The organism is Actinoplanes sp. NPDC051513, assembly GCF_044454685.1.
Taxonomy (GTDB): Bacteria; Actinomycetota; Actinomycetes; order Mycobacteriales; family Micromonosporaceae; genus Actinoplanes.
Map to the genome: position 1 here is coordinate 12,047 of NZ_JBITDW010000013.1, position 16,906 is coordinate 28,952.

General features: G+C 68.1%; 21 protein-coding genes and 1 pseudogene. 14 read left to right on the plus strand and 8 right to left on the minus strand.

Annotated features, from left to right (window positions below; all coding sequences use genetic code 11):
• Window positions 1-55: 55 nt before the first annotated feature.
• On the minus strand, window positions 56-754 hold the full coding sequence (locus ACIA5D_RS32670; RefSeq protein ID WP_396034214.1) for an HAD family hydrolase: 699 nt from the start codon (window positions 752-754) through the stop codon (window positions 56-58).
• A gap of 179 nt (window positions 755-933) precedes the next feature.
• On the opposite strand from ACIA5D_RS32670, the gene ACIA5D_RS32675 reads away from it, so the two are divergent.
• Window positions 934-1,758 (plus strand): SAM-dependent methyltransferase, encoded by an 825-nt coding sequence (locus ACIA5D_RS32675; protein ID WP_396034215.1) that lies wholly within the window; start codon window positions 934-936, stop codon window positions 1,756-1,758.
• A gap of 319 nt (window positions 1,759-2,077) precedes the next feature.
• Here ACIA5D_RS32675 and ACIA5D_RS32680 read toward each other — a convergent pair.
• Window positions 2,078-2,251, minus strand: a pseudogene (locus ACIA5D_RS32680) (SAM-dependent methyltransferase); the annotation flags it as partial.
• A gap of 228 nt (window positions 2,252-2,479) precedes the next feature.
• Here ACIA5D_RS32680 and ACIA5D_RS32685 point away from each other — a divergent pair.
• The 6 genes from ACIA5D_RS32685 (at window position 2,480) to ACIA5D_RS32710 (ending at window position 5,980) form a co-directional block, all read left to right on the plus strand.
• Window positions 2,480-2,797 carry a hypothetical protein gene (locus tag ACIA5D_RS32685; RefSeq protein WP_396034216.1) on the plus strand — a complete coding sequence of 106 codons (318 nt, stop codon included), beginning with the start codon at window positions 2,480-2,482 and terminating at the stop codon, window positions 2,795-2,797.
• Window positions 2,798-2,868: 71 nt separating this feature from the next.
• A complete protein-coding gene (locus ACIA5D_RS32690) occupies window positions 2,869-3,279 on the plus strand; it encodes a hypothetical protein (protein ID WP_396034217.1) in 411 nt (136 codons plus the stop codon).
• A 63-nt stretch (window positions 3,280-3,342) separates the two neighbouring features.
• The gene (locus ACIA5D_RS32695; RefSeq protein WP_396034218.1) at window positions 3,343-3,933 is read left to right on the plus strand and encodes a dihydrofolate reductase family protein; all 591 of its coding nucleotides are present in this window, start codon (window positions 3,343-3,345) and stop codon (window positions 3,931-3,933) included.
• Window positions 3,934-3,967: 34 nt separating this feature from the next.
• Window positions 3,968-4,090, plus strand: a complete 123-nt coding sequence (locus ACIA5D_RS32700; RefSeq protein ID WP_396034219.1) for a hypothetical protein — start codon at window positions 3,968-3,970, stop codon at window positions 4,088-4,090.
• A 101-nt stretch (window positions 4,091-4,191) separates the two neighbouring features.
• Window positions 4,192-5,112 (plus strand): NAD-dependent epimerase/dehydratase family protein, encoded by a 921-nt coding sequence (locus ACIA5D_RS32705; RefSeq protein WP_396034220.1) that lies wholly within the window; start codon window positions 4,192-4,194, stop codon window positions 5,110-5,112.
• Window positions 5,113-5,122: 10 nt separating this feature from the next.
• Entirely contained in the window at window positions 5,123-5,980 is an 858-nt protein-coding gene (locus tag ACIA5D_RS32710) for an RNA polymerase sigma-70 factor (protein ID WP_396034221.1), read from the plus strand.
• A gap of 330 nt (window positions 5,981-6,310) precedes the next feature.
• On the opposite strand, the gene ACIA5D_RS32715 is transcribed toward ACIA5D_RS32710, so the two are convergent.
• Window positions 6,311-6,499 (minus strand): hypothetical protein, encoded by a 189-nt coding sequence (locus ACIA5D_RS32715; RefSeq protein WP_396034222.1) that lies wholly within the window; start codon window positions 6,497-6,499, stop codon window positions 6,311-6,313.
• Between ACIA5D_RS32715 and ACIA5D_RS32720 the strand changes: the two genes are divergently transcribed.
• The 5 genes from ACIA5D_RS32720 to ACIA5D_RS32740 all read left to right on the plus strand — a co-directional run bounded on the left by ACIA5D_RS32720 (window position 6,498) and on the right by ACIA5D_RS32740 (window position 11,054).
• Window positions 6,498-6,719, plus strand: a complete 222-nt coding sequence (locus ACIA5D_RS32720; RefSeq protein ID WP_396034223.1) for a hypothetical protein — start codon at window positions 6,498-6,500, stop codon at window positions 6,717-6,719. The two genes, ACIA5D_RS32715 and ACIA5D_RS32720, sit on opposite strands and share 2 nt — an antisense overlap.
• Window positions 6,720-6,884: 165 nt before the next feature.
• Entirely contained in the window at window positions 6,885-8,426 is a 1,542-nt protein-coding gene (locus ACIA5D_RS32725; RefSeq protein WP_396034224.1) for a flavin monoamine oxidase family protein, read from the plus strand.
• Between the two features lie 188 nt (window positions 8,427-8,614).
• Window positions 8,615-9,094 (plus strand): GbsR/MarR family transcriptional regulator, encoded by a 480-nt coding sequence (locus ACIA5D_RS32730; protein WP_396034225.1) that lies wholly within the window; start codon window positions 8,615-8,617, stop codon window positions 9,092-9,094.
• The gene (locus ACIA5D_RS32735; RefSeq protein ID WP_396034226.1) at window positions 9,091-10,464 is read left to right on the plus strand and encodes a phenylacetate--CoA ligase family protein; all 1,374 of its coding nucleotides are present in this window, start codon (window positions 9,091-9,093) and stop codon (window positions 10,462-10,464) included. Before ACIA5D_RS32730 ends, ACIA5D_RS32735 begins: the two co-directional genes overlap by 4 nt.
• A 239-nt stretch (window positions 10,465-10,703) precedes the next feature.
• Entirely contained in the window at window positions 10,704-11,054 is a 351-nt protein-coding gene (locus tag ACIA5D_RS32740) for a DoxX family protein (RefSeq protein ID WP_396034227.1), read from the plus strand.
• 496 nt (window positions 11,055-11,550) lie between these two features.
• Here ACIA5D_RS32740 and ACIA5D_RS32745 read toward each other — a convergent pair whose 3' ends face one another.
• The 5 genes from ACIA5D_RS32745 to ACIA5D_RS32765 all read right to left on the minus strand — a co-directional run bounded on the left by ACIA5D_RS32745 (window position 11,551) and on the right by ACIA5D_RS32765 (window position 15,319).
• Window positions 11,551-12,246: an alpha/beta fold hydrolase gene (locus ACIA5D_RS32745; protein WP_396034228.1), complete on the minus strand. Its 696-nt coding sequence runs from the start codon at window positions 12,244-12,246 to the stop codon at window positions 11,551-11,553.
• A gap of 188 nt (window positions 12,247-12,434) precedes the next feature.
• Window positions 12,435-12,848: a hypothetical protein gene (locus ACIA5D_RS32750; RefSeq protein ID WP_396034229.1), complete on the minus strand. Its 414-nt coding sequence runs from the start codon at window positions 12,846-12,848 to the stop codon at window positions 12,435-12,437.
• A gap of 264 nt (window positions 12,849-13,112) precedes the next feature.
• Window positions 13,113-14,387 (minus strand): alpha/beta fold hydrolase, encoded by a 1,275-nt coding sequence (locus tag ACIA5D_RS32755; RefSeq protein WP_396034230.1) that lies wholly within the window; start codon window positions 14,385-14,387, stop codon window positions 13,113-13,115.
• A 396-nt stretch (window positions 14,388-14,783) separates the two neighbouring features.
• Window positions 14,784-15,053: an SHOCT domain-containing protein gene (locus ACIA5D_RS32760; protein WP_396034231.1), complete on the minus strand. Its 270-nt coding sequence runs from the start codon at window positions 15,051-15,053 to the stop codon at window positions 14,784-14,786.
• Entirely contained in the window at window positions 15,050-15,319 is a 270-nt protein-coding gene (locus ACIA5D_RS32765) for a DUF2933 domain-containing protein (RefSeq protein WP_396034232.1), read from the minus strand. Before ACIA5D_RS32765 ends, ACIA5D_RS32760 begins: the two co-directional genes overlap by 4 nt.
• Before the next feature lie 392 nt (window positions 15,320-15,711).
• Here ACIA5D_RS32765 and ACIA5D_RS32770 point away from each other — a divergent pair, with 392 nt between their 5' ends.
• Together ACIA5D_RS32770 and ACIA5D_RS32775 are read left to right on the plus strand one after the other, a co-directional pair.
• A complete protein-coding gene (locus ACIA5D_RS32770) occupies window positions 15,712-15,921 on the plus strand; it encodes a heavy-metal-associated domain-containing protein (protein ID WP_396034233.1) in 210 nt (69 codons plus the stop codon).
• A 2-nt stretch (window positions 15,922-15,923) separates the two neighbouring features.
• Window positions 15,924-16,898 (plus strand): hypothetical protein, encoded by a 975-nt coding sequence (locus ACIA5D_RS32775; protein ID WP_396034234.1) that lies wholly within the window; start codon window positions 15,924-15,926, stop codon window positions 16,896-16,898.
• Window positions 16,899-16,906: the final 8 nt, after the last annotated feature.

A 16,906-nucleotide genomic window follows, 5' to 3' on the forward strand; every position in this document is an offset into this window, starting at 1 on the left:
TGAGCTCGGCACGCGGTCAGGCCCGATGCGAGTGCATACCAGTTCCGACACCGGCTTAGCTAAATTCAGCAAGAACCTTCGCCACCACCCGCTGAAGTCCAACGGTCGTACCAGCCGCCGATTCCGTGCGGACCAGAAAGGCTGGGATGCCTACGGCCTCGGCACCCCGTATGTCGGCGACAGGATTGCCGCCAACCATCCACATGCGTGCCGGCCGGGCCATCGCTTGCATAGCGTGCTGAAAGATTCTTGGGTTCGGCTTCTCCCAACCAACCACGGCCGACGTGAAGATCGCGTGGACATGCTCACCGAGGTCGAGCTGATTCACGAGTCGGTCCAACTCAGGCACATGATTGCTCAACATGGCGTTGCGCCAGCCCGCATCAGCCACCGTCCGCAGGGCTGCCTGAGCTTCAGGGAAAACCGCCCACTTCTCGGCAGAGATGTAGCGGTGCCGAAACAGCCGAGAAGCTTGCCGAGCCCGCACCGAAGCCACGCCCGCGCCGCAGAGGGCTCTTATAAAGACGACCTGCAGCTCGGCCCACCACGCGTCTGCGTCGGTCAGATGTTCGTGACCCCGGTCATGCTGGTGCCAGGGAAGTCCTGGCCGGAGGAAGGGCAGTATGTCATCACGCCCAATATCCAGCCTTTGACCACCCGTTTCGATCAGGCACTCAAGCAGACAAGCACTCCACGTTCCAGAGCGCTGGGCCAAGGTGCCGTCGAAATCCCAGAAAACGACCGGCGTTGACACATGATGATCGTTACTACTCGACGACTGATTTGCAAGATCCAATCAATCCCAAAGCGCCGTACGTCACGTGCTCTCATGCCAGGCGAAGCTGAGGCCAGCGCGACGAGTCCCGCGTACTGAGGCGCTGACGCCCCGCTTGCGGGCTGCAAGGCCGGTCCGAAATGGACTAAAGTCGCGCCATGACGCAGCATTCGCGGTCTAGGGAAGAACTTCTCGCCGAGCTGGACACCACCGCGCCGCATTCGGCGCGGGTCTGGAACTACTGGCTTGGCGGCAAGGACAACTTTGCCGTGGACCGGCAGGTCGGCGAGCAGGTTATGCAGATGCTTCCCAGCATCGTCGAGCAGGCCCGTGCCGACCGGGCCTTCCTTGGCCGGGCCGTCACTCATCTCGCGGGAGAGCGGGGGATTCGGCAGTTCCTTGATATCGGAACCGGCCTGCCGTCCGCCGACAACACGCACGAGGTCGCTCAACGGGTGGCCCCGTCATCGCGGATCGCCTACGTCGACAACGACCCGCTGGTTCTGGTTCACGCCCGCGCGCTGCTGACCAGCGCCCCGGAGGGCATAACCGACTATATTCAGGCCGACCTGGAGGATCCGGAGACGATTCTGCGCGAGGCGGCCCGCACGCTGGACTTCAGTCAGCCGGTCGCGCTGATGCTGATGGGCGTGCTACATCATGTCGCCGACACCGGTGAGGCGTACGTGATGGTCGATCGGTTGAAAGGCGCCCTGGCGCCGGGCAGCTACCTGGTGATCAACCACGCCACGAACGCGGTCTACGGCGAGGCCAGCGATGAAGGTGTACGCCACTGGAACCAGTTCGGCAAGCCGAAGATCACACTACGATCACCGGACGAGATTGCCCGTTTCTTCGCCGGCTGGACGGTACTCGAGCCCGGCGTGGTGTCCTGCTCGCGGTGGCGGCCGGGCGCAGTCGACGAGACCAGCTCGGAGGTCGACGAATTCGGTGGCGTGGCCGTGCTGGGTGATTCCCGGTGACCGTTGCTCCAGCTCCCGGAGGCAACGGTGCAAAACCGTCGTCACGGTGGCAACCTCAGGGTAGTGCGAGGTCCTTGCGCTGGGGTGGGATGGGGACGGGTCCGGCTTGATCGCTGCGGACGTGCACTCGGTTTATCCCCGGAAAACCACCGTTCGCGACCAAAATCAGTGACAGTGGCGATCACCGCATGGCGACGACCACATCAACCCGAGTCGGGCCGTCGCAGGCGGTCGGATCTCGCTCTGCGCGCGTAGCGAAATAGGTATAGACAACTTGCAGGCATTGCATCGGGTCGAGGTTCTTTCTCACTCGGATGGTCTACTCATTTGCCGCATTGCGGGCGTCGCCGGAAAGCATGCGTTGCGGGGCGTCGAGGTGGTGGAGTACGGCGACCATCAGCAGCCCGACCGGCCGGTCGAAGTCGATCAGAGCACGCAGATCGCGGTTGTTCAGCACCTCGTCGGGTTCGCAGAAATCGGCTGTGATCACCGTGGTGTTCCTCCCGTCCGTACGTGGGGGACTACCAGCCTGATGTGCCGGTGAGCCAGCTGCTGCTCCTGCGCTTCCCCCGCTCCCTGCTGCCGCGGCGGTTCGGCTCGATGCTGCTGCTGGTTCTGACGTCCATCCTGGTCACCGCAGCATTCGCTGCGCTGACGCTGCCCGTCGCGGCAGAGCAGGTGTATGGGGCGCCGGCCCCCGCGTGGAGATGCCAGGGCGGCCGTGACCATCGACCCGGCCAAGCCGACCGCGGTGATCGTGCTCGGCCCGCAGGGCACCAACATCGCCGACTCCCTCCCGCCCTTTGAGGTGCTGGCAGCCACCGGCCGGTTCAACGTGCTGCTCGCCGCCACCACGCCCGGCCCGGCGCCACTGGCTGGCGGCGTCGACGTCGTTCCCCACACCACGTTCGAGCAGCTGGCCACTCTGGTCACGGGCGGACCTGACGTGGTGATCGTCCCGCAGCTCAAGGGTGACCGGGCGCGAATGAAGCCCGTGCTGGACTGGCTCCGCAAGGTGCACGCCGGCGGCCACCGCTGATGGTGTCCGTCTCCGCGGCCCTGCGTCCCTACACTAAGCTCTCCTACCTGGACCACAGCACCACGGTCACCATGGACGGGCATCCAATCCGGACCGCGCACGGACTCGCCCTCGTCCCGCACGGCAGCGTCACCGCCCCCGAACGGCACTTGGACCGGCTACTGGTCCCGGGTCACACCGCCGAGCAGGTAAACGCGATGCCGCTGCCGGCCGGGCTGGACACCACCGTTCTGCAACCCGACCGGGAAGCCTTCGCCTTCGACGGCTCCCTGCAGGACATCGCCCGCACCACCGACGTCGCCACCGCCCGATGGGTGGCCAAGTCGATGCAGTACTCGACCGGCGGTCTGGCCCTCGATGGCACTGCCTGGCCGTGGGGCCTGACCGCCCGGGCCGCAGCCATCGCCATCACGCCCATCCTCATCCTCATCGCCGGCCGACGCCTGTGGGCACGCCGCAAACTGCGACAACCCGTTGAATAGAAACCAAGCGTCAAGCGGGACCAGCCCTAACCACCAACCGACCCACCGCCCGAAGGAGCACGCATGTCCACCTCCACCTCCACCTCCACCTCCGTCCTCTACATGTCGGTTTCCCTGGACGGCTACGTCTCCACCCCCGACGACTACCTGGGCGGCGAGGACGGTGAACGACTGCACAAGTGGTTCGAACGGACCGATTACGCCGGAAAGCAGGCCGCGGCGGTCAAGGCCCTGGTCGCCGAGCTGGACGCCATCGGCGCGGTGCTGACCGGGCGGCGGACCGCCGAGCTGATGGACCACTGGGGCGGCGACCTGCACGGTGCCCCGATCTTCGTGCCCAGCCACCGCCCGCCCGGCCCCGCGGCCCGCTACGGGTACCCCAAGGTGACGTACGTGACCGACGGCATCGAGGCCGCCATGGCCCAGGCGAAGGCCGCAGCCGGCGACAAGAACGTCTACGTCCAAGGCGGGTACACCGGGCAGCAGGCACTGGCGGCCGGTGTCCTCGACCAAATCCAGGTGCACCTCGTCCCGGTGCTGCTCGGGGGCGGTCACCGGCTGTTCGACGTGCTGCCGCTCGAGATCGAGCTCAAGGTGGTCCGCGTCATCGACACCCCCGATGCCACCCACATCCGCTACCAGGTCACCCGGTGACCACCCAGCACGCCCGCCAACCCAGGAGCACCCCATGGACTACACCGGGCTCGTCAAGAAACTGCATCTGCCGCCCGGGTTCACCCCACCTCGTCATCTGGCCCACGACAACATCCGCGCCGAGGCGATCACCCGAGCACGAGTGCGAATTCCGTGAGGCCTCCTCGTTCACTTATGGGCGAGCCGACACTGCGGGATGACAGCAAGTGACCGGAGTCACATACAGGGATGTCACGTAACGGGAGGCTGCCTTGTTCCATGGCCATGACGGAGATGAAGAACCAGACCGTGATCGTGGCCGGGGCCAGTGGCGTTTTCGGCCGGCACATCCGGGAGGCACTGACCGGCGCCGGGCACACCGTGCTGGGCGTGGGCCGAGGCGAGGGCAACGAGATCCGCGCCGACCTGCTCGACCGGGACGGACTGCTGCGGGCGTTCGAGGGGATCAAGGCCGACGTCGTGGTGCACTCCGCGACCGCGTTGCGTAAGCCGCCGATGACACACAAGGGTATGTTCGGCACCGACGACCTGCGGGTCGCCGGTACCGCGAACCTGATCGAGGCGGCCGAGCTCGCGGGCGTACGGCGCTTCATCGGCGAGAACATCGCCATCGGCTACGGCTACCGTGACTTCGGTGACCGCGTCCTGACCGAGGCCGACGAGTTCGCGGCGCCGGTGACCGACCCGAACGTCAACCGGCACCTGGAGGGCATGCGGGAGAAGGAGCGCCTGGCCCAGGAGTCGGGCCTGGAGGCGATCTCACTGCGGTTCGGCCTCTTCTACGGTCCGGGAGGCACCGACACGTTGGTGCACATGCTGCGGAAGCGCCAGCTGCCGGCGTTCAACGACCACGGTCGCCTCTCGCCGTGGACGCACCTGGCGGACGCGGCCGCCGCCGTCGTCGCGGCCATCGATCGCGGCCGGCCCGGTGAGGCGTACAACGTCGTCGACGACCACCTGGGCTTCGGGCAGATGATCCGGGCGATCGCCGAGACCTTCGGCACGCCCAAGCCCTTCACCGTGCCCACATGGATGATGGGGTTCGCGTCTTACATGCACCTGATGCTGGGCGTCTCCATGCGGGTCTCGAGCGAGAAGGCCCGCCGTGAGCTCGGGTGGCAACCCGCGTACCCGACGGTGCTGGACGGGCTGCGCGCACAGGCCCGCGCCCACGTCTAGCCTGGTTTCCATGATCGATACCCAGGTCTTCGCTCAGCATCGGCGGCTGCTGTTCGACGTCGCGTACCGGATGACGGGCAGCGTCGCCGATGCCGAGGACATCCTGCAGGAGGCCTGGCTGCGGTGCCGCGACGTCGACGGCGACCAGATCGCCAACCCCCGGGCGTACCTGGTCAAGACCGTCACCAACCTCTCGCTCAACCAGCTCACCTCGGCCCGCGCCCGCCGCGAGGCCTATGTCGGGCCATGGCTGCCCGAGCCGGTGCTCACCTCGGCCGACGCTGGTCAGGAGGCCGAGATGGCCGAGTCGATCTCGATGGCAATGCTCGTCGTCCTGGAGACGCTCACCCCGGCCGAACGCGCGATCTTCCTGCTCCACGACGTTTTCGGCTACAACCACGCGGAGATCGCCACCATTCTGGACAAGTCCGAGGTCGCGGTGCGGCAGACCGCCGCCCGCGCGCGGGCGCATGTCGCGGCCCGCCGGCCTCGCTTCGACGTCGACCAAGGGGTACGCCGGGAAGCGGTGGACCGGTTCCGCCAAGCCTGTGCCGGGGGCGACCTCAACGCGATGATGGAACTCCTGGCGCCCGAGGTGATCTGCTGGTCCGACGGCGGCGGCAAGGTGACCGCGGCCCGCCGGCCGCTGGAAGGCGCCGGCAACGTCGCCCGCTGGCTGCTCGGGGTCTTCGCCAAGCCGGCGACACAGGGCACGCACCTCGTGATCACCGACATCAACGGCGGACCGGGCATCCTCGGCCTGGTCGACGGTCAACCAGCCGGGGCGATCTGCTTCGACTTCGACGGCGAGCGGATCACCGGCGTACGCATGCAGGGCAACCCGGACAAGCTCCGCGGCCTCATGTAGGGGAACGGCCAGGCCGCACAGCCGCGGCTTGGCTCATCCGCTTCAGTCCTGAGGCCGGGGCAAGTCGATCGACGAGAGTTGGGGCCGGGTCGGTCACCGACTCCATCTCGACGATCCGACCGTCGACCACCGTGCACGCCATGACCGAGCGCAGCCTGCCGTCGGGAGTCCATGACGCAACCCCGAGTGTTCCGTTCACCTGCACCCGGCGCGCCGTGCCACGCGCTCGGCCGGCCCGCTGGACCCGGGCCGCCACATCCGTGGACCCGCTCCGGACCACCAGTCCGCGGGCCGTATGGACCCGCCATGTCACGTCGGGGTCGAGCACGGTCAGATGGCGTCATGCTCGAGGACGCGTTGCATGCGGGTGATCGCGTCGCGCACGATCTGCCGCTCCTCCCTGGTCAGCTCGGCGCGGCGGTACTCCACGATCCAGGCGATCCTCGGTAGATCGTGGATCAACCACGGTGTGAGCCGCTCGTCATGTCCGGGCGACGAACGCTCTTGCTGGCTCGTCATGCATCTGAGTGTGGTCCGCATCGTGGCCGCGGTCCAGACGCGGCTGCGCTCGGAACGACATCGTCCGGGGTCGGCTCTACAGGAGCTGTCGCCCGAGATCGTGGTCGACCTGCGCGCGACCGGCATGCGGGTACGCCTCGACTCGGACGAGCACGCCGCGGCGGTGTCGTACTGCGAGGACGTGCCGTACCCAGGAGTCGTATACGCCTGCCGGCTGTGACGACTCGCTCATCGTCATTCCTCCGACTCGTCGTCCACTTCGAGGTAGCGAACCACTGAAACACCGGAGCAACACGAAGGGTCGCGTTCCGTAATGCATTGATCACAAGATGACGTGGTGACCGAGATCAATATGACCAGGCGTCGATTCCTTCAATCGGTCGGTGTGAGCGGGGGCGCAGGCGCGTTGTTCGCCACGATGGGGGCGCTCGGCCTCGCCCCGGCCTCGGCCGCACCGGCTCCGGCGTACCAGGCGCCGCGCCGGTCCGACCTCACCCTCACCGGCCGCGGAGCCGGGAAGGTGGTCGTCCTGGGCGGCGGCATCGCCGGCCTGGCCTCGGCGTACGAGCTGGGCAAGGCCGGCTATGACTGCACGATCCTGGAGGCGCGCCCGGTCACCGGCGGGCGCAACTTCACGGTACGGGGCGGCACCACCGCGACCGACCTCGACGGCAACACCCAGCGGGCCGCGTTCTCACCGGGCATCTACCTCAACGCCGGCCCGGCCCGTATCGCACAGTGGATGGTCACCCTCGACTACTGCCGCGAGCTCGGTGTGCCCGTCGAGGTCTTCACCAACCAGAACGCCGACGCGTACATCTACAACGAGTCGGCCGGGATCGCGCCCGTCCGGTACCGGACGGCGAAAGCCGACGTGTACGGCTACGTCGCCGAGTTGCTCGCCAAGGCGACCGACCAGGGCGCGCTCGACGCCCGGCTCACCACCGACGACAAGGAGCGCCTGCTGTCGTTCCTGCAGAGCTTCGGCGCGATCGGCGGGCGCACCGACGGCTGGGCATACCACGGCACCACTCGGCGCGGCTTCGCGAGCTATCCGGGCGCGGGCAACGACGCCGGCGCACCCCTGGACGGGCCGCCGTCCCTGGCGGACGTGTTCGCCAGCAACGTGGGCCGGTACTTCAGCTTCGAGTTCGGCTACGACCAAGCGATGCTCATGTTCCAGCCGGTCGGCGGCATGGACCGGATCCCGGCCGCGCTGACCCGGGCGATCGGGCCCGGGCGGGTGCGCCTGGGGGCCGAGGTCACGTCGGTCACCGATCGACCCGACGGCGTCGAGGTCGGCTACCGGCAGGGCGGCCGCGCCCGTACGGTGAAAGCGGACTTCTGCATCGCGGCGCTGCCGCCGCACCTCATGGCCCGCGTCCCGCACAACCTCGGCGCCGACGTCACGACCGCGCTCGCCGGCTTCCCGGTCACCGCCTCGGGCAAGATCGGCTTGGAGTACCGCCGCCGCTGGTGGGAGACGGATCTGCGCATCTACGGCGGCATCACCGAGACCGACCTGGACCTGGCGCACATCTGGTACCCGTCCTACGGCTTCCACCAGCCGCGCGGCCTCATCGTCGGCTACTACAACACCGGCGCCAACGCCCGGGCGTACGGCGCGCTGACCCCGCCGGAGCGTACCGAGCGCGCTATCGCCCAGGGCGTCAAGATCCACGGCGATGTCTACCGTACGGAGTTCGCGACCGCCTACTCACAGGCGTGGCACCGGGAGCCGTACCTCGAGGGCGCGTGGACGAGCCCGCCGTGGGGGACCGCCGGGTACAACCTGCTGTTGCAGCCGGCCGGCCATGTCTACTTCGCCGGCGACTGGCTGTCCCATGAGGTCGCCTGGCAGCACGGTGCGTTCGTCTCGGCCCGCTCGGTGGTGACCGCCCTGCACCGCCGCGTCCTCACCAGCTGACCGGCCACGGCCCGACCCTGTACCGCTCGAAAGCGGCAGCGGCATAGCCTGCAGCACCTCGGCCAGGAGGGTCTGTCGGCAGCGGGCCACGAGGTCGGATGGGTTGTCCCAGCTCCGGTGGCCTTCCGGCGCCCGCCCACGACCACCGACGCTTGACTCAAATTTTAGCCGCGACTAAAATATCGATCGTGACGGTGGATGAAGAACGGCTTCAGGGGTGGATCGCGGACATCACCAGTCATTTCGTGCGTCGCGGCTGGCCGCCGATCACGGCGCGGACGTTGGCTTGGCTCACCGTGTGCGATCCACCCGAGCAGTCGCCTGCCCAGATCTCCGAGGCCGTGCAGGCCAGCCGAGGATCGCTTACCAGCACGCTTCGGGTGCTGTCGACAGCGGGTCTGGTCCGATCCGTCACGCGGCCCGGCGACCGCTCCACCTACTACCGCGTGGCCGAGGACGCCTGGGCCAACTCCTGGCACGAACAGCTCGCCGGTTTGAAAGCCTTCGCCGACCTCGCCGGCGAAGGCGTGGAGATCCTCGGGGCCAGGTCCGCACGGGCGGCCCGTGTGCGCAACGCCTACGAGCTCTACCGCTTCCTCATCGAGGAGTCCGAACCCCTCTGGCGACGCTGGGAGGAGCGAACCAAAGCCCGAAAGGGACGACCATGAGCTTTCTGAGCCTCTGGAACGACGCCCGCAAGGCCGTTCGGCAAGGGCGTCCCGGCATCAAACGCCGGCAGCGACAGCGCCTGGCCGCAGCGGTCACCCAGGCGCGAACACATTCCCGCTTCTACCGCGAACTCTACGAAGGTCTGCCCGACCAGGTGAGTGAGCCTCACCTGCTGCCGATCACCGACAAACGGCAGCTCATGGCCCATTTCGACGACTGGGTGAGCGATCCGCGCGTCACGCTCGAGCAGGCCCGCGCGTTCGCCGACAACCCCAGCCTCGTGGGCGCCCCGTTCCTCGACACCTATCTGCTCACCACGACCTCCGGCACCAGCGGAGATGTCGCGATCTTCCTCCACGACCGGCACACGCTCGCGGTGGCCGCGGCGCTTTCGGTCCGCGCGGTCCTGAGCGGTGGCGGCATCACCCCGCGCATCCTGCTCAAGGCGCTCACCAAAGGCGGCCGCTCGGCCAAGATCGTCGGTACTGGCGGGCACTTCGCCGCGGTGGCCGCCGAGATGTCCCAGCAACGGACGCACCCGCGGCGGGAGAAGAAGGTCCGGCTGTTCTCGGTGCAGACACCCCTACCTCAGCTCGTCGCCCAGCTCAACGAGTTCCGACCGGCGCTGTTGGAGTGCTACGCCTCCACCGGGCTTCTGCTCGCCGCCGAGCGAGAGGCCCGTCGGCTGCACATCGACCCGACCCTGATCTCGCTGGGCGGCGAAGGGCTGCCGGAGGCCGAGTACGGCCGGATCTCCACCGCCTTCGGCGGCGCCAGGATCTTCAACCTGTACGCCTGCAACGAAGCCGTCGCCCTGTCCTTCGCCTGCCGAGAGGGCTGGCTGCACATCCACGAGGACTGGATCGTCTTCGAGCCGGTGAACGCCGACTACACCCCGACCCTCCCCGGGCAACTGTCCCACACGGTGCTTCTCAGCACCCTGTACAAGAGGGAGCAGCCGATCCTGCGCTACGACCTCGGCGACAGCGTCCTGCGCCGGCCCGATCCCTGCCCCTGCGGCAGCCCATTCATGGCCGTACGCCTGCAAGGCCGCTCCGCCGAGGCCCTGACCTTTACCACCGAAAAAGCGGAACGAGTGTCGATCGTTCCGCTGGCCTTGGCGACCACAGTGGAACGCACCACCGGCGTCGAGCTGTTCCAGCTCGTGCAGTCCACCCCGGACACCCTGCAGGTACGGCTGCGCGCCGCGGAAGGCGCCGATCCCCTGCGCGTCCGCGAAGCCGTCCACACCGACCTCGCCGAGCTCCTGTCCGAGCATCAACTGGCCCACGTCACCATCGAAGCCACCAATGAGCCACCCGCCCAAACCTCTGGCGGTAAATACCCTCAGATCATCCCCTACACCTGAATAAGCCAGGGGTGCAGGAAACTGAACCAGGCTCCGCGGTTGGGCGCCCGACGATGGCGGAACACGACTCGGCCGAGTCGAGCAGACGTGGTCGTGAACGACGGGCGACCGGCAATCGCGGCCCGTCGAAGTGGCCGCCGCCCTGGTCTTCCGCGTCACCGGCGGCCGCATCGTCCACGTCGACCTCATCGCGGGCCCCCGGCACCTCGCCCTACTGCATATCGAGGAGTTGACGCGAGATGTTCACGGTCTACGCCGCCGTCACCATCGCCACGATTCTGGCCAATTTCGCGGTCGTCGTCGCCGACCTCGCGAGAGCCGGGTTCGTCCTCGCCAACATGGCCGAAGTGGGGGTCCCGGCATCGGCCCTGCCGATGCTGGCCGTGCTCAAAGCCGCTGGTGCCGCCGGACTCCTCCTCGGCCTGCTCGGTATCGATGTCATCGGGATTGCCGCGGCGTCCGGACTTGTGGTCTTCTTCGTCGGCGCGGTCGTCGTCCACCTACGAGCCGGCGTCCTTCACAACATCGCGATTCCAGGCACCTTCCTCGTCTTGGCTCTCGCATCGTTGACACTGGGAATCACGCATTGACCTCTTCGGTCCTGAATGCCCTTATGGGACTGCATTCGTGGGCGTGCTGAGCGTAGATCCTGCGCGTCGTTGGAGGTTTGACGGTGGTTCAAGATCACATCGCCTAAAACATCCTAGGATCCTCGGCTGTCGCCGTTGATGTGCAGCCGCCACGCCATACATCTGGCGGCTGCGGAAAGGAGAGTCCCAGCGGTGAGGCGCCGGAACCGCCGCCTCGAACGCCTGCAAGAGAACCTCGGCGCCGCCGACGTGTCGCTGACCAGCGAAGACCTCGCCGAGATCGACACCGCACATCGAACAGAACGCACAACTCGACTTCGAGATCTCGGCGGCCGGCATGAAGACCCTCGACGCCATGCGCGACACCGACAAGCACGAGGACGCGATGGAATTCCGCTGGTCGTAAAAGCTCGAGGCGGCGCGCACCTGCGGCCTTGCATCAGTCGGTCATGACCGAACGCAGCCAGGCTGGTGTCCGGATGATCGCGACGTCTGTTCATAGCAGGCTGGTGAGGTCGCGGACGAAGCGGTCGGTGTCGGCCAGGTGAGCGAACCGGCCGGGTACGTGGTAGACCGCGAGCCGACCGTCATCGGGCTCTGCGCTGGGCGGCGGCTGGCTGTGGATGGCGAGGCGGGCGTGCTTGAAGGCCGCCGGTGGGGGCGCCGTTCGTACGGTGATGCACTGACTGTAGGCGCGCAAAAGATCCGGGTTGTCGGCGGCGTGGACCAGGTCACGGTAGTGAGCGGGCACGGTGGCGAGGCACATGCCGTGCACGTAGCTGTGGTGCTCGGACGGGATGTCGGTGTCGGCGTCGACCGTGACAACGGCGTGTACGGCGTACTGACTGGCGAACAGGGCGGCCAGTCCCGCGGTCGTGCCGTGGCCCACGACGATCGGCGCTTGCGGGACACCCACGTCGGCGATCAGGGCGGCGAGGTCGTCGACCAGCTCGTACGGGTCGTAGCGCAGGCGGGCGTCGGAACCGCCGTGGCCGGGCAGGTCTACGGCGATCACGGTGGCGTGCGGTCGCAGATCGGCGGCGACCGGCCACCAGCTGACCCGATCGAACAGCACCGCCGGTAGCAGCAGCACGGGACGGCCATGCCGTCCCCAGGTGTCGTAGGACCACACGCCGCCGGGCGCGGGCCACTCGTTGGTCGAGCGCAGCGGGGGCAGAGTGTGCCCGGTCACGACTGCAGCCCAATGAGAGAGACGAGAGTGCAACCGCCTGCGGGCAGGCAAGCATCGGTATTCATGGCAGGTCGTCTTTCGAACGCAGCAACAACAGGGGGCGAGGCTGCGCGTCGGCGCCGGCCGCCGGGGCGGTCGGGCGACACGTGCGAAGGCCCACCGCAGAACGCGGTGATGCCACGCCGTTGCTACGTTCGGCTGACGCCGATGGCGCTCAGCGTGAGCCCGGCGGGCTCCGGCTGCGTGGGACGGGGCGGAGCCTGAGGGCTGATCCGCCCGTGCGCGCGGACCACCGGAGGCGCCGAGACGCCGGTCGGGCTGGCGGCGACCGAGTGTGAACTCTCGACGTGACAGTCACCTGCCGCCGAGCTCGATGACCGGTGTCCGTCCGGCACCCGGTCGACGTTGTGTCGGCCGGTCACGGCCTGACCCACCGGGTCGAAGTTGTCGTCAGGCGCGATCGCCGCAGCGGCGTGCGTCGCCGTGTGGTGATCGGCGCAGTGACCGCCGGACCAGATGCCCAGGGCGGCCAGCGCCACCACGAGCAGCAGCCACGGCATCAACCGCCGACGCGCGGCGATGACAGGCTGCTGAGGGCGCACGCGGCCAGGCTACGTCACCACGCCGACCGGCAACACGACCGCCCCTCAGTTTGGGCGCCACCTCGGCCGCCCTGCTCCACGCGGGATGTTCGTGAGAACGAGCGCCACTTGTGGACGACGGCCGAAACGCTGATGAGGTCAGCGTCGATCACGAGACCACTCTCCGTGGGTGCGCGCCACGGAGGTGAGGGGCCTGATCAAAACGCGCTCCTGCCGATGTACGGATGGATAGTCCGCGGGACCTGCCGAACGCTCCGGCCTGTACTACGGGGCCAGCGGCGTCGCGTTCCGGATCGCTGCGACCACGTCGAGGATCGCCTGACTGGTCGCGGTCGAGTCCTTCTCGTCTGCGAGGAGCTCTTGATGGCTGGCGCCGTTGATGACTCGGTGCGCGCTATTGGTCGACATGGTGGCGAGGCGGACATGGCTGGCGATCAGGTCGGCGTCGCTTCCGGTTCCGGCGGTGAGCACCACCAACGGCTTGGCGCCGAAGTCGGTGAATGCTCCTGCTTCGACCGCGGAGGCGTTGGCTTGGGCGAACTCGTCGACGAAGCTGCGCAGGTTACTGCCGGTGGCAAGGTTGGCACGTGCTTCGGCCTCTGACTGCGGCGGCAGAGTACCGGCCTCGGTCGGCGCGTACAGGCGGGTCAGGCCAAGGCGAGCCGAGGTGGAAACCAGGGTGGCGACCCGTCCCATGGCGTAGTAGCGGTTCGGGTCGGCAGACCCCGGGGCAGGCGGTGTCTCGCGCGGTGCGGTGGTGTCCACGAGGACCATCCCGGCGACCTCATCCGGGTAGCGGGCGGCGTAGGTGAGCACGTACAGCCCACCGAATGAATGGCCCGCCAGCACGTACGGGCCCGGGACGTTCCCGCGTCGCAGCAGGGTATGGAGCTCGCCGGCGATCTGAGAGGCGTCCTCGGGCGTGCTGACTGCTTCGCTCTCCCCGCGACCCGGGCGGTCGTAGACGCAGACGCGAGTGTCGGCGGCGACCCTGGGCGCGATCCAGCCCATGTCCGAGGACATCGCGCCACCCCCGGGCTGCAGCACGACCGTGGGGCTGCCCGAGCCGGTGCAGTGAAGGTGGAGGGAGTGTCCACCAACGTCGATCGACTGGCCGGGCATGGCGGGCGGGGCATCGGTGGCTGCGCTGACCGTCTCGTACCCGCCGCCCACCGCGGCCACAGTCAGCATCCCGATCACCGGGTAGAGCAACCAGCCTCGGCTCCGGCTCCGCAGGTGCCGGCGTGCCTGCACCACCATCCACACGACGAGCGCCAATAAGGCGGGCGGCCATACCCAGCTCAGCACCGGGTCCACCGACGAGCCGAACACCAGCAGGAGCAAACCGCCGAGCCCCATGAACGCGGCCGGAACCGCGGCCCAAGCCTGAGGCTGGTCGGTCATCCGCGCCGACAGCACGGCCAACATCGCCCATCCCAGCCCGAACCCGCACAGGACGGCACCGGTGACGGCAGCCTCCTCAGCCGGAACGAACGGGGCCGCGACCAGGAGCAGCGCAGCGACGAGGCCGGTCGTCAACGAACCGAACACGACCCATCCGATGTGCCGCCGTGGCTCCGAGGCCGAGGGTGACGGGGTGCCTGACCCGTCCTCTGGAGTAACACTGGGCACGGGGATCGGGATGGTAGCCATCATGGACTCGATTCGCTGCACTGGCGTCGCGCGAGTACAGCCATCTGCACTTGTGGCACGTGCCGTCGTCTCGACAGTAGCCCCACTGCCTCGTCATTGGACCCGCGAAGTGGGCCCGAGATTCCTGGTGCGTCGGGCGTCCGTCAGGACCCGTCCGGGCGACGACGTAGGGCCTCATCGGCGACACCGCCGGCACGAGTCCTGTGCCTCGACGAGGGTCGCACCCACGAATACGGCCCGCGGCGGTCATCGACCGTCGCGGGCGGTTGTCACGGCCACGCCTTACCGTGGCGCCGGCGAGGGCGGGCCGTCGTCGAGAACCCTCAACCGGCGCATGTACTCCTCGTCGTCGATGTCGCCGCGGGCGTACCGGACGGCCAGCACCTGTTGGGGCGTCGGAGGGGTACCAGCCAGTTGGCCGGTGCGCTCGGGCCGATCGGGTCGGCGCACCAGCAGCACGACACCGGCGATCAGCAAGCCCCAGAACAACAGGTTGCCCAAACCCATGAAGGTCATCGCCCAGCCGCTCATGCCGCTGCCCCAAATCATCATCGCGGACCGCCTTCATCGCGCGGCCTGCCGCCGTCCGGAACGGACATCGTCGGGCGTGCGTGATCGGCACGCTGCCCGTCGCCGCCCACACCGTGTCCAGCGTGGTGTGTAGATCCGTGGCCGCCGTGCATGAACAGCATCATCAGCGGGCAGGCCAGTACGGCAGCACCGAACAGAAACGTCTGCGCCGGTACGCCGAACGCGACCAAGCCGACCACCAGAATCGCGAGGGCGATCGCATACAAAGCCCAAGGTTGGCGTTTCATCACTTCCCCCTCTTGCTCGGGTAGTCCATTCCACGATCGGCCGTGGACGGCAGGCTCGGTACGGCAGGACGACCCGACCTGCACAGGCCAAACGTCACTACCCCACCGGTATAGGCGGGCATCAGGGGAACAGTGCCGCGGAACCCATCACACGGTTCGATCCCCTATCGGGCCGCGCCGTTGCTCGGCTGGTGTCGCTGGCTGGGCGTGGCCCACGGCGTCCGGCCGCCGATCACCCCGGTCCCGGCCCTGGTCGACGTCTCTGACGAATCACTGACCATGACCCATGCCACAGGATGAGTCGGGCCCCATGCTAGGTACCCCTAGGGGGTATAGGTATAGTCAGCAGCGGACGGCACAGCCGCTTCTGTGCCCCGGGAAGGGAGATCGCCATGGCGACGACGAAGACCTACACCGTGACCGGCATGACCTGCTCGCACTGCGTCAGCTCCGTAACCTCGGAGATCAGCCAGATTTCCGGCGTCGCTGACGTACAGGTCGACTTGGCCGGCGGCGCCGTCACCGTCACCAGCGAGCAGCCCGTCGACGACGCGGCGGTGGCCGCGGCGGTCGACGAGGCCGGCTACGAACTCGTGAGGTAGTCATGCGTACACCCGTGAAGCTGGGTGGCTACGCGCTCGCGCTGGCGGCCGTGTTCACGGCCGCCCTCGGGCTCGGCCACGCAACCGGCAGTCCGCCAGCCGCGAAACCCACTGCGGCCGACAGCCACAACCAGCACAGCACCCCTACCGCGGAAGGTTCCACCACCGGCGCCGCCTCACCGGCGGGCTTGCAGATCACTCAGGACGGCTACCGGCTGAGCCCGATAACCGCCGACTTGACCGTCGGCGACCACGCGCAGCCCTTCCAATTCCGGCTCACCGGGCCCGACGGAGCGCCGGTCACCCACTACACCACCAGCCACGACAAGGATCTGCACCTGATCGTGGTGCGCCGCGACCTGTCCGGGTTCCAGCACCTGCACCCCAGCATGGCCGCCGACGGGACATGGTCGGTTCCGCTCGCCGTCGCCGCCGCCGGCCAGTACCGGGTCTTCGCCGACTTCCAGCCCGCCGGACGCGATCAATCGCTGACCTTGGGCGTGGACATGCCGGCGCCCGGCGACTACCGGCCCGTGCCGCTGCCCTCAGCAGCACGGACAGCCAACGTCGACGGCTACCGGGTTGGCCTGCACGGCGATCTGCTCGCCGGCGGGTCGTCACAGCTGACGCTGTCGATCAGCAAGGACGGGACGCCGGTCACGGATCTGCAGCCGTACCTCGGTGCCTACGGTCATCTGGTGGCGCTGCGCGACGGCGACCTCGCGTATCTGCACGTACACCCCGACGGGACACCCGGCGACGGCCGCACCCGACCCGGTCCCGAGATCGTCTTCCATGCCGACGTGCCCACCGCGGGCTCGTACCGGCTCTATCTGGACTTCCAGCACGGCGGGCGCGTTCACACCGCCGAGTTCACCGCCACCGCCGGCCCGGCGGCATCGGTACCTACCCCGCCGTCGCCGACGCAGCCGTCGCCGAGTCCGTCATCCGGGCACGGCGAGCACACCCACGGGTAAGGAGAGCA

Excerpts from the sequence above, each read along its gene's own strand:
- ACIA5D_RS32675 (WP_396034215.1), top strand. The coding sequence starts at position 934 with ATGACGCAGCATTCGCGGTCTAGGGAAGAACTTCTCGCCGAGCTGGAC.
- ACIA5D_RS32690 (WP_396034217.1), top strand. The coding sequence starts at position 2,869 with ATGGACGGGCATCCAATCCGGACCGCGCACGGACTCGCCCTCGTCCCG.
- ACIA5D_RS32695 (WP_396034218.1), top strand. The coding sequence starts at position 3,343 with ATGTCCACCTCCACCTCCACCTCCACCTCCGTCCTCTACATGTCGGTT.
- ACIA5D_RS32700 (WP_396034219.1), top strand. The coding sequence starts at position 3,968 with ATGGACTACACCGGGCTCGTCAAGAAACTGCATCTGCCGCCCGGGTTC.
- ACIA5D_RS32705 (WP_396034220.1), top strand. The coding sequence starts at position 4,192 with ATGGCCATGACGGAGATGAAGAACCAGACCGTGATCGTGGCCGGGGCC.
- ACIA5D_RS32710 (WP_396034221.1), top strand. The coding sequence starts at position 5,123 with ATGATCGATACCCAGGTCTTCGCTCAGCATCGGCGGCTGCTGTTCGAC.
- ACIA5D_RS32720 (WP_396034223.1), top strand. The coding sequence starts at position 6,498 with ATGCATCTGAGTGTGGTCCGCATCGTGGCCGCGGTCCAGACGCGGCTG.
- ACIA5D_RS32715 (WP_396034222.1), bottom strand. The coding sequence starts at position 6,499 with ATGACGAGCCAGCAAGAGCGTTCGTCGCCCGGACATGACGAGCGGCTC.
- ACIA5D_RS32735 (WP_396034226.1), top strand. The coding sequence starts at position 9,091 with ATGAGCTTTCTGAGCCTCTGGAACGACGCCCGCAAGGCCGTTCGGCAA.
- ACIA5D_RS32740 (WP_396034227.1), top strand. The coding sequence starts at position 10,704 with ATGTTCACGGTCTACGCCGCCGTCACCATCGCCACGATTCTGGCCAAT.
- ACIA5D_RS32760 (WP_396034231.1), bottom strand. The coding sequence starts at position 15,053 with ATGATGATTTGGGGCAGCGGCATGAGCGGCTGGGCGATGACCTTCATG.
- ACIA5D_RS32765 (WP_396034232.1), bottom strand. The coding sequence starts at position 15,319 with ATGAAACGCCAACCTTGGGCTTTGTATGCGATCGCCCTCGCGATTCTG.
- ACIA5D_RS32770 (WP_396034233.1), top strand. The coding sequence starts at position 15,712 with ATGGCGACGACGAAGACCTACACCGTGACCGGCATGACCTGCTCGCAC.
- ACIA5D_RS32775 (WP_396034234.1), top strand. The coding sequence starts at position 15,924 with ATGCGTACACCCGTGAAGCTGGGTGGCTACGCGCTCGCGCTGGCGGCC.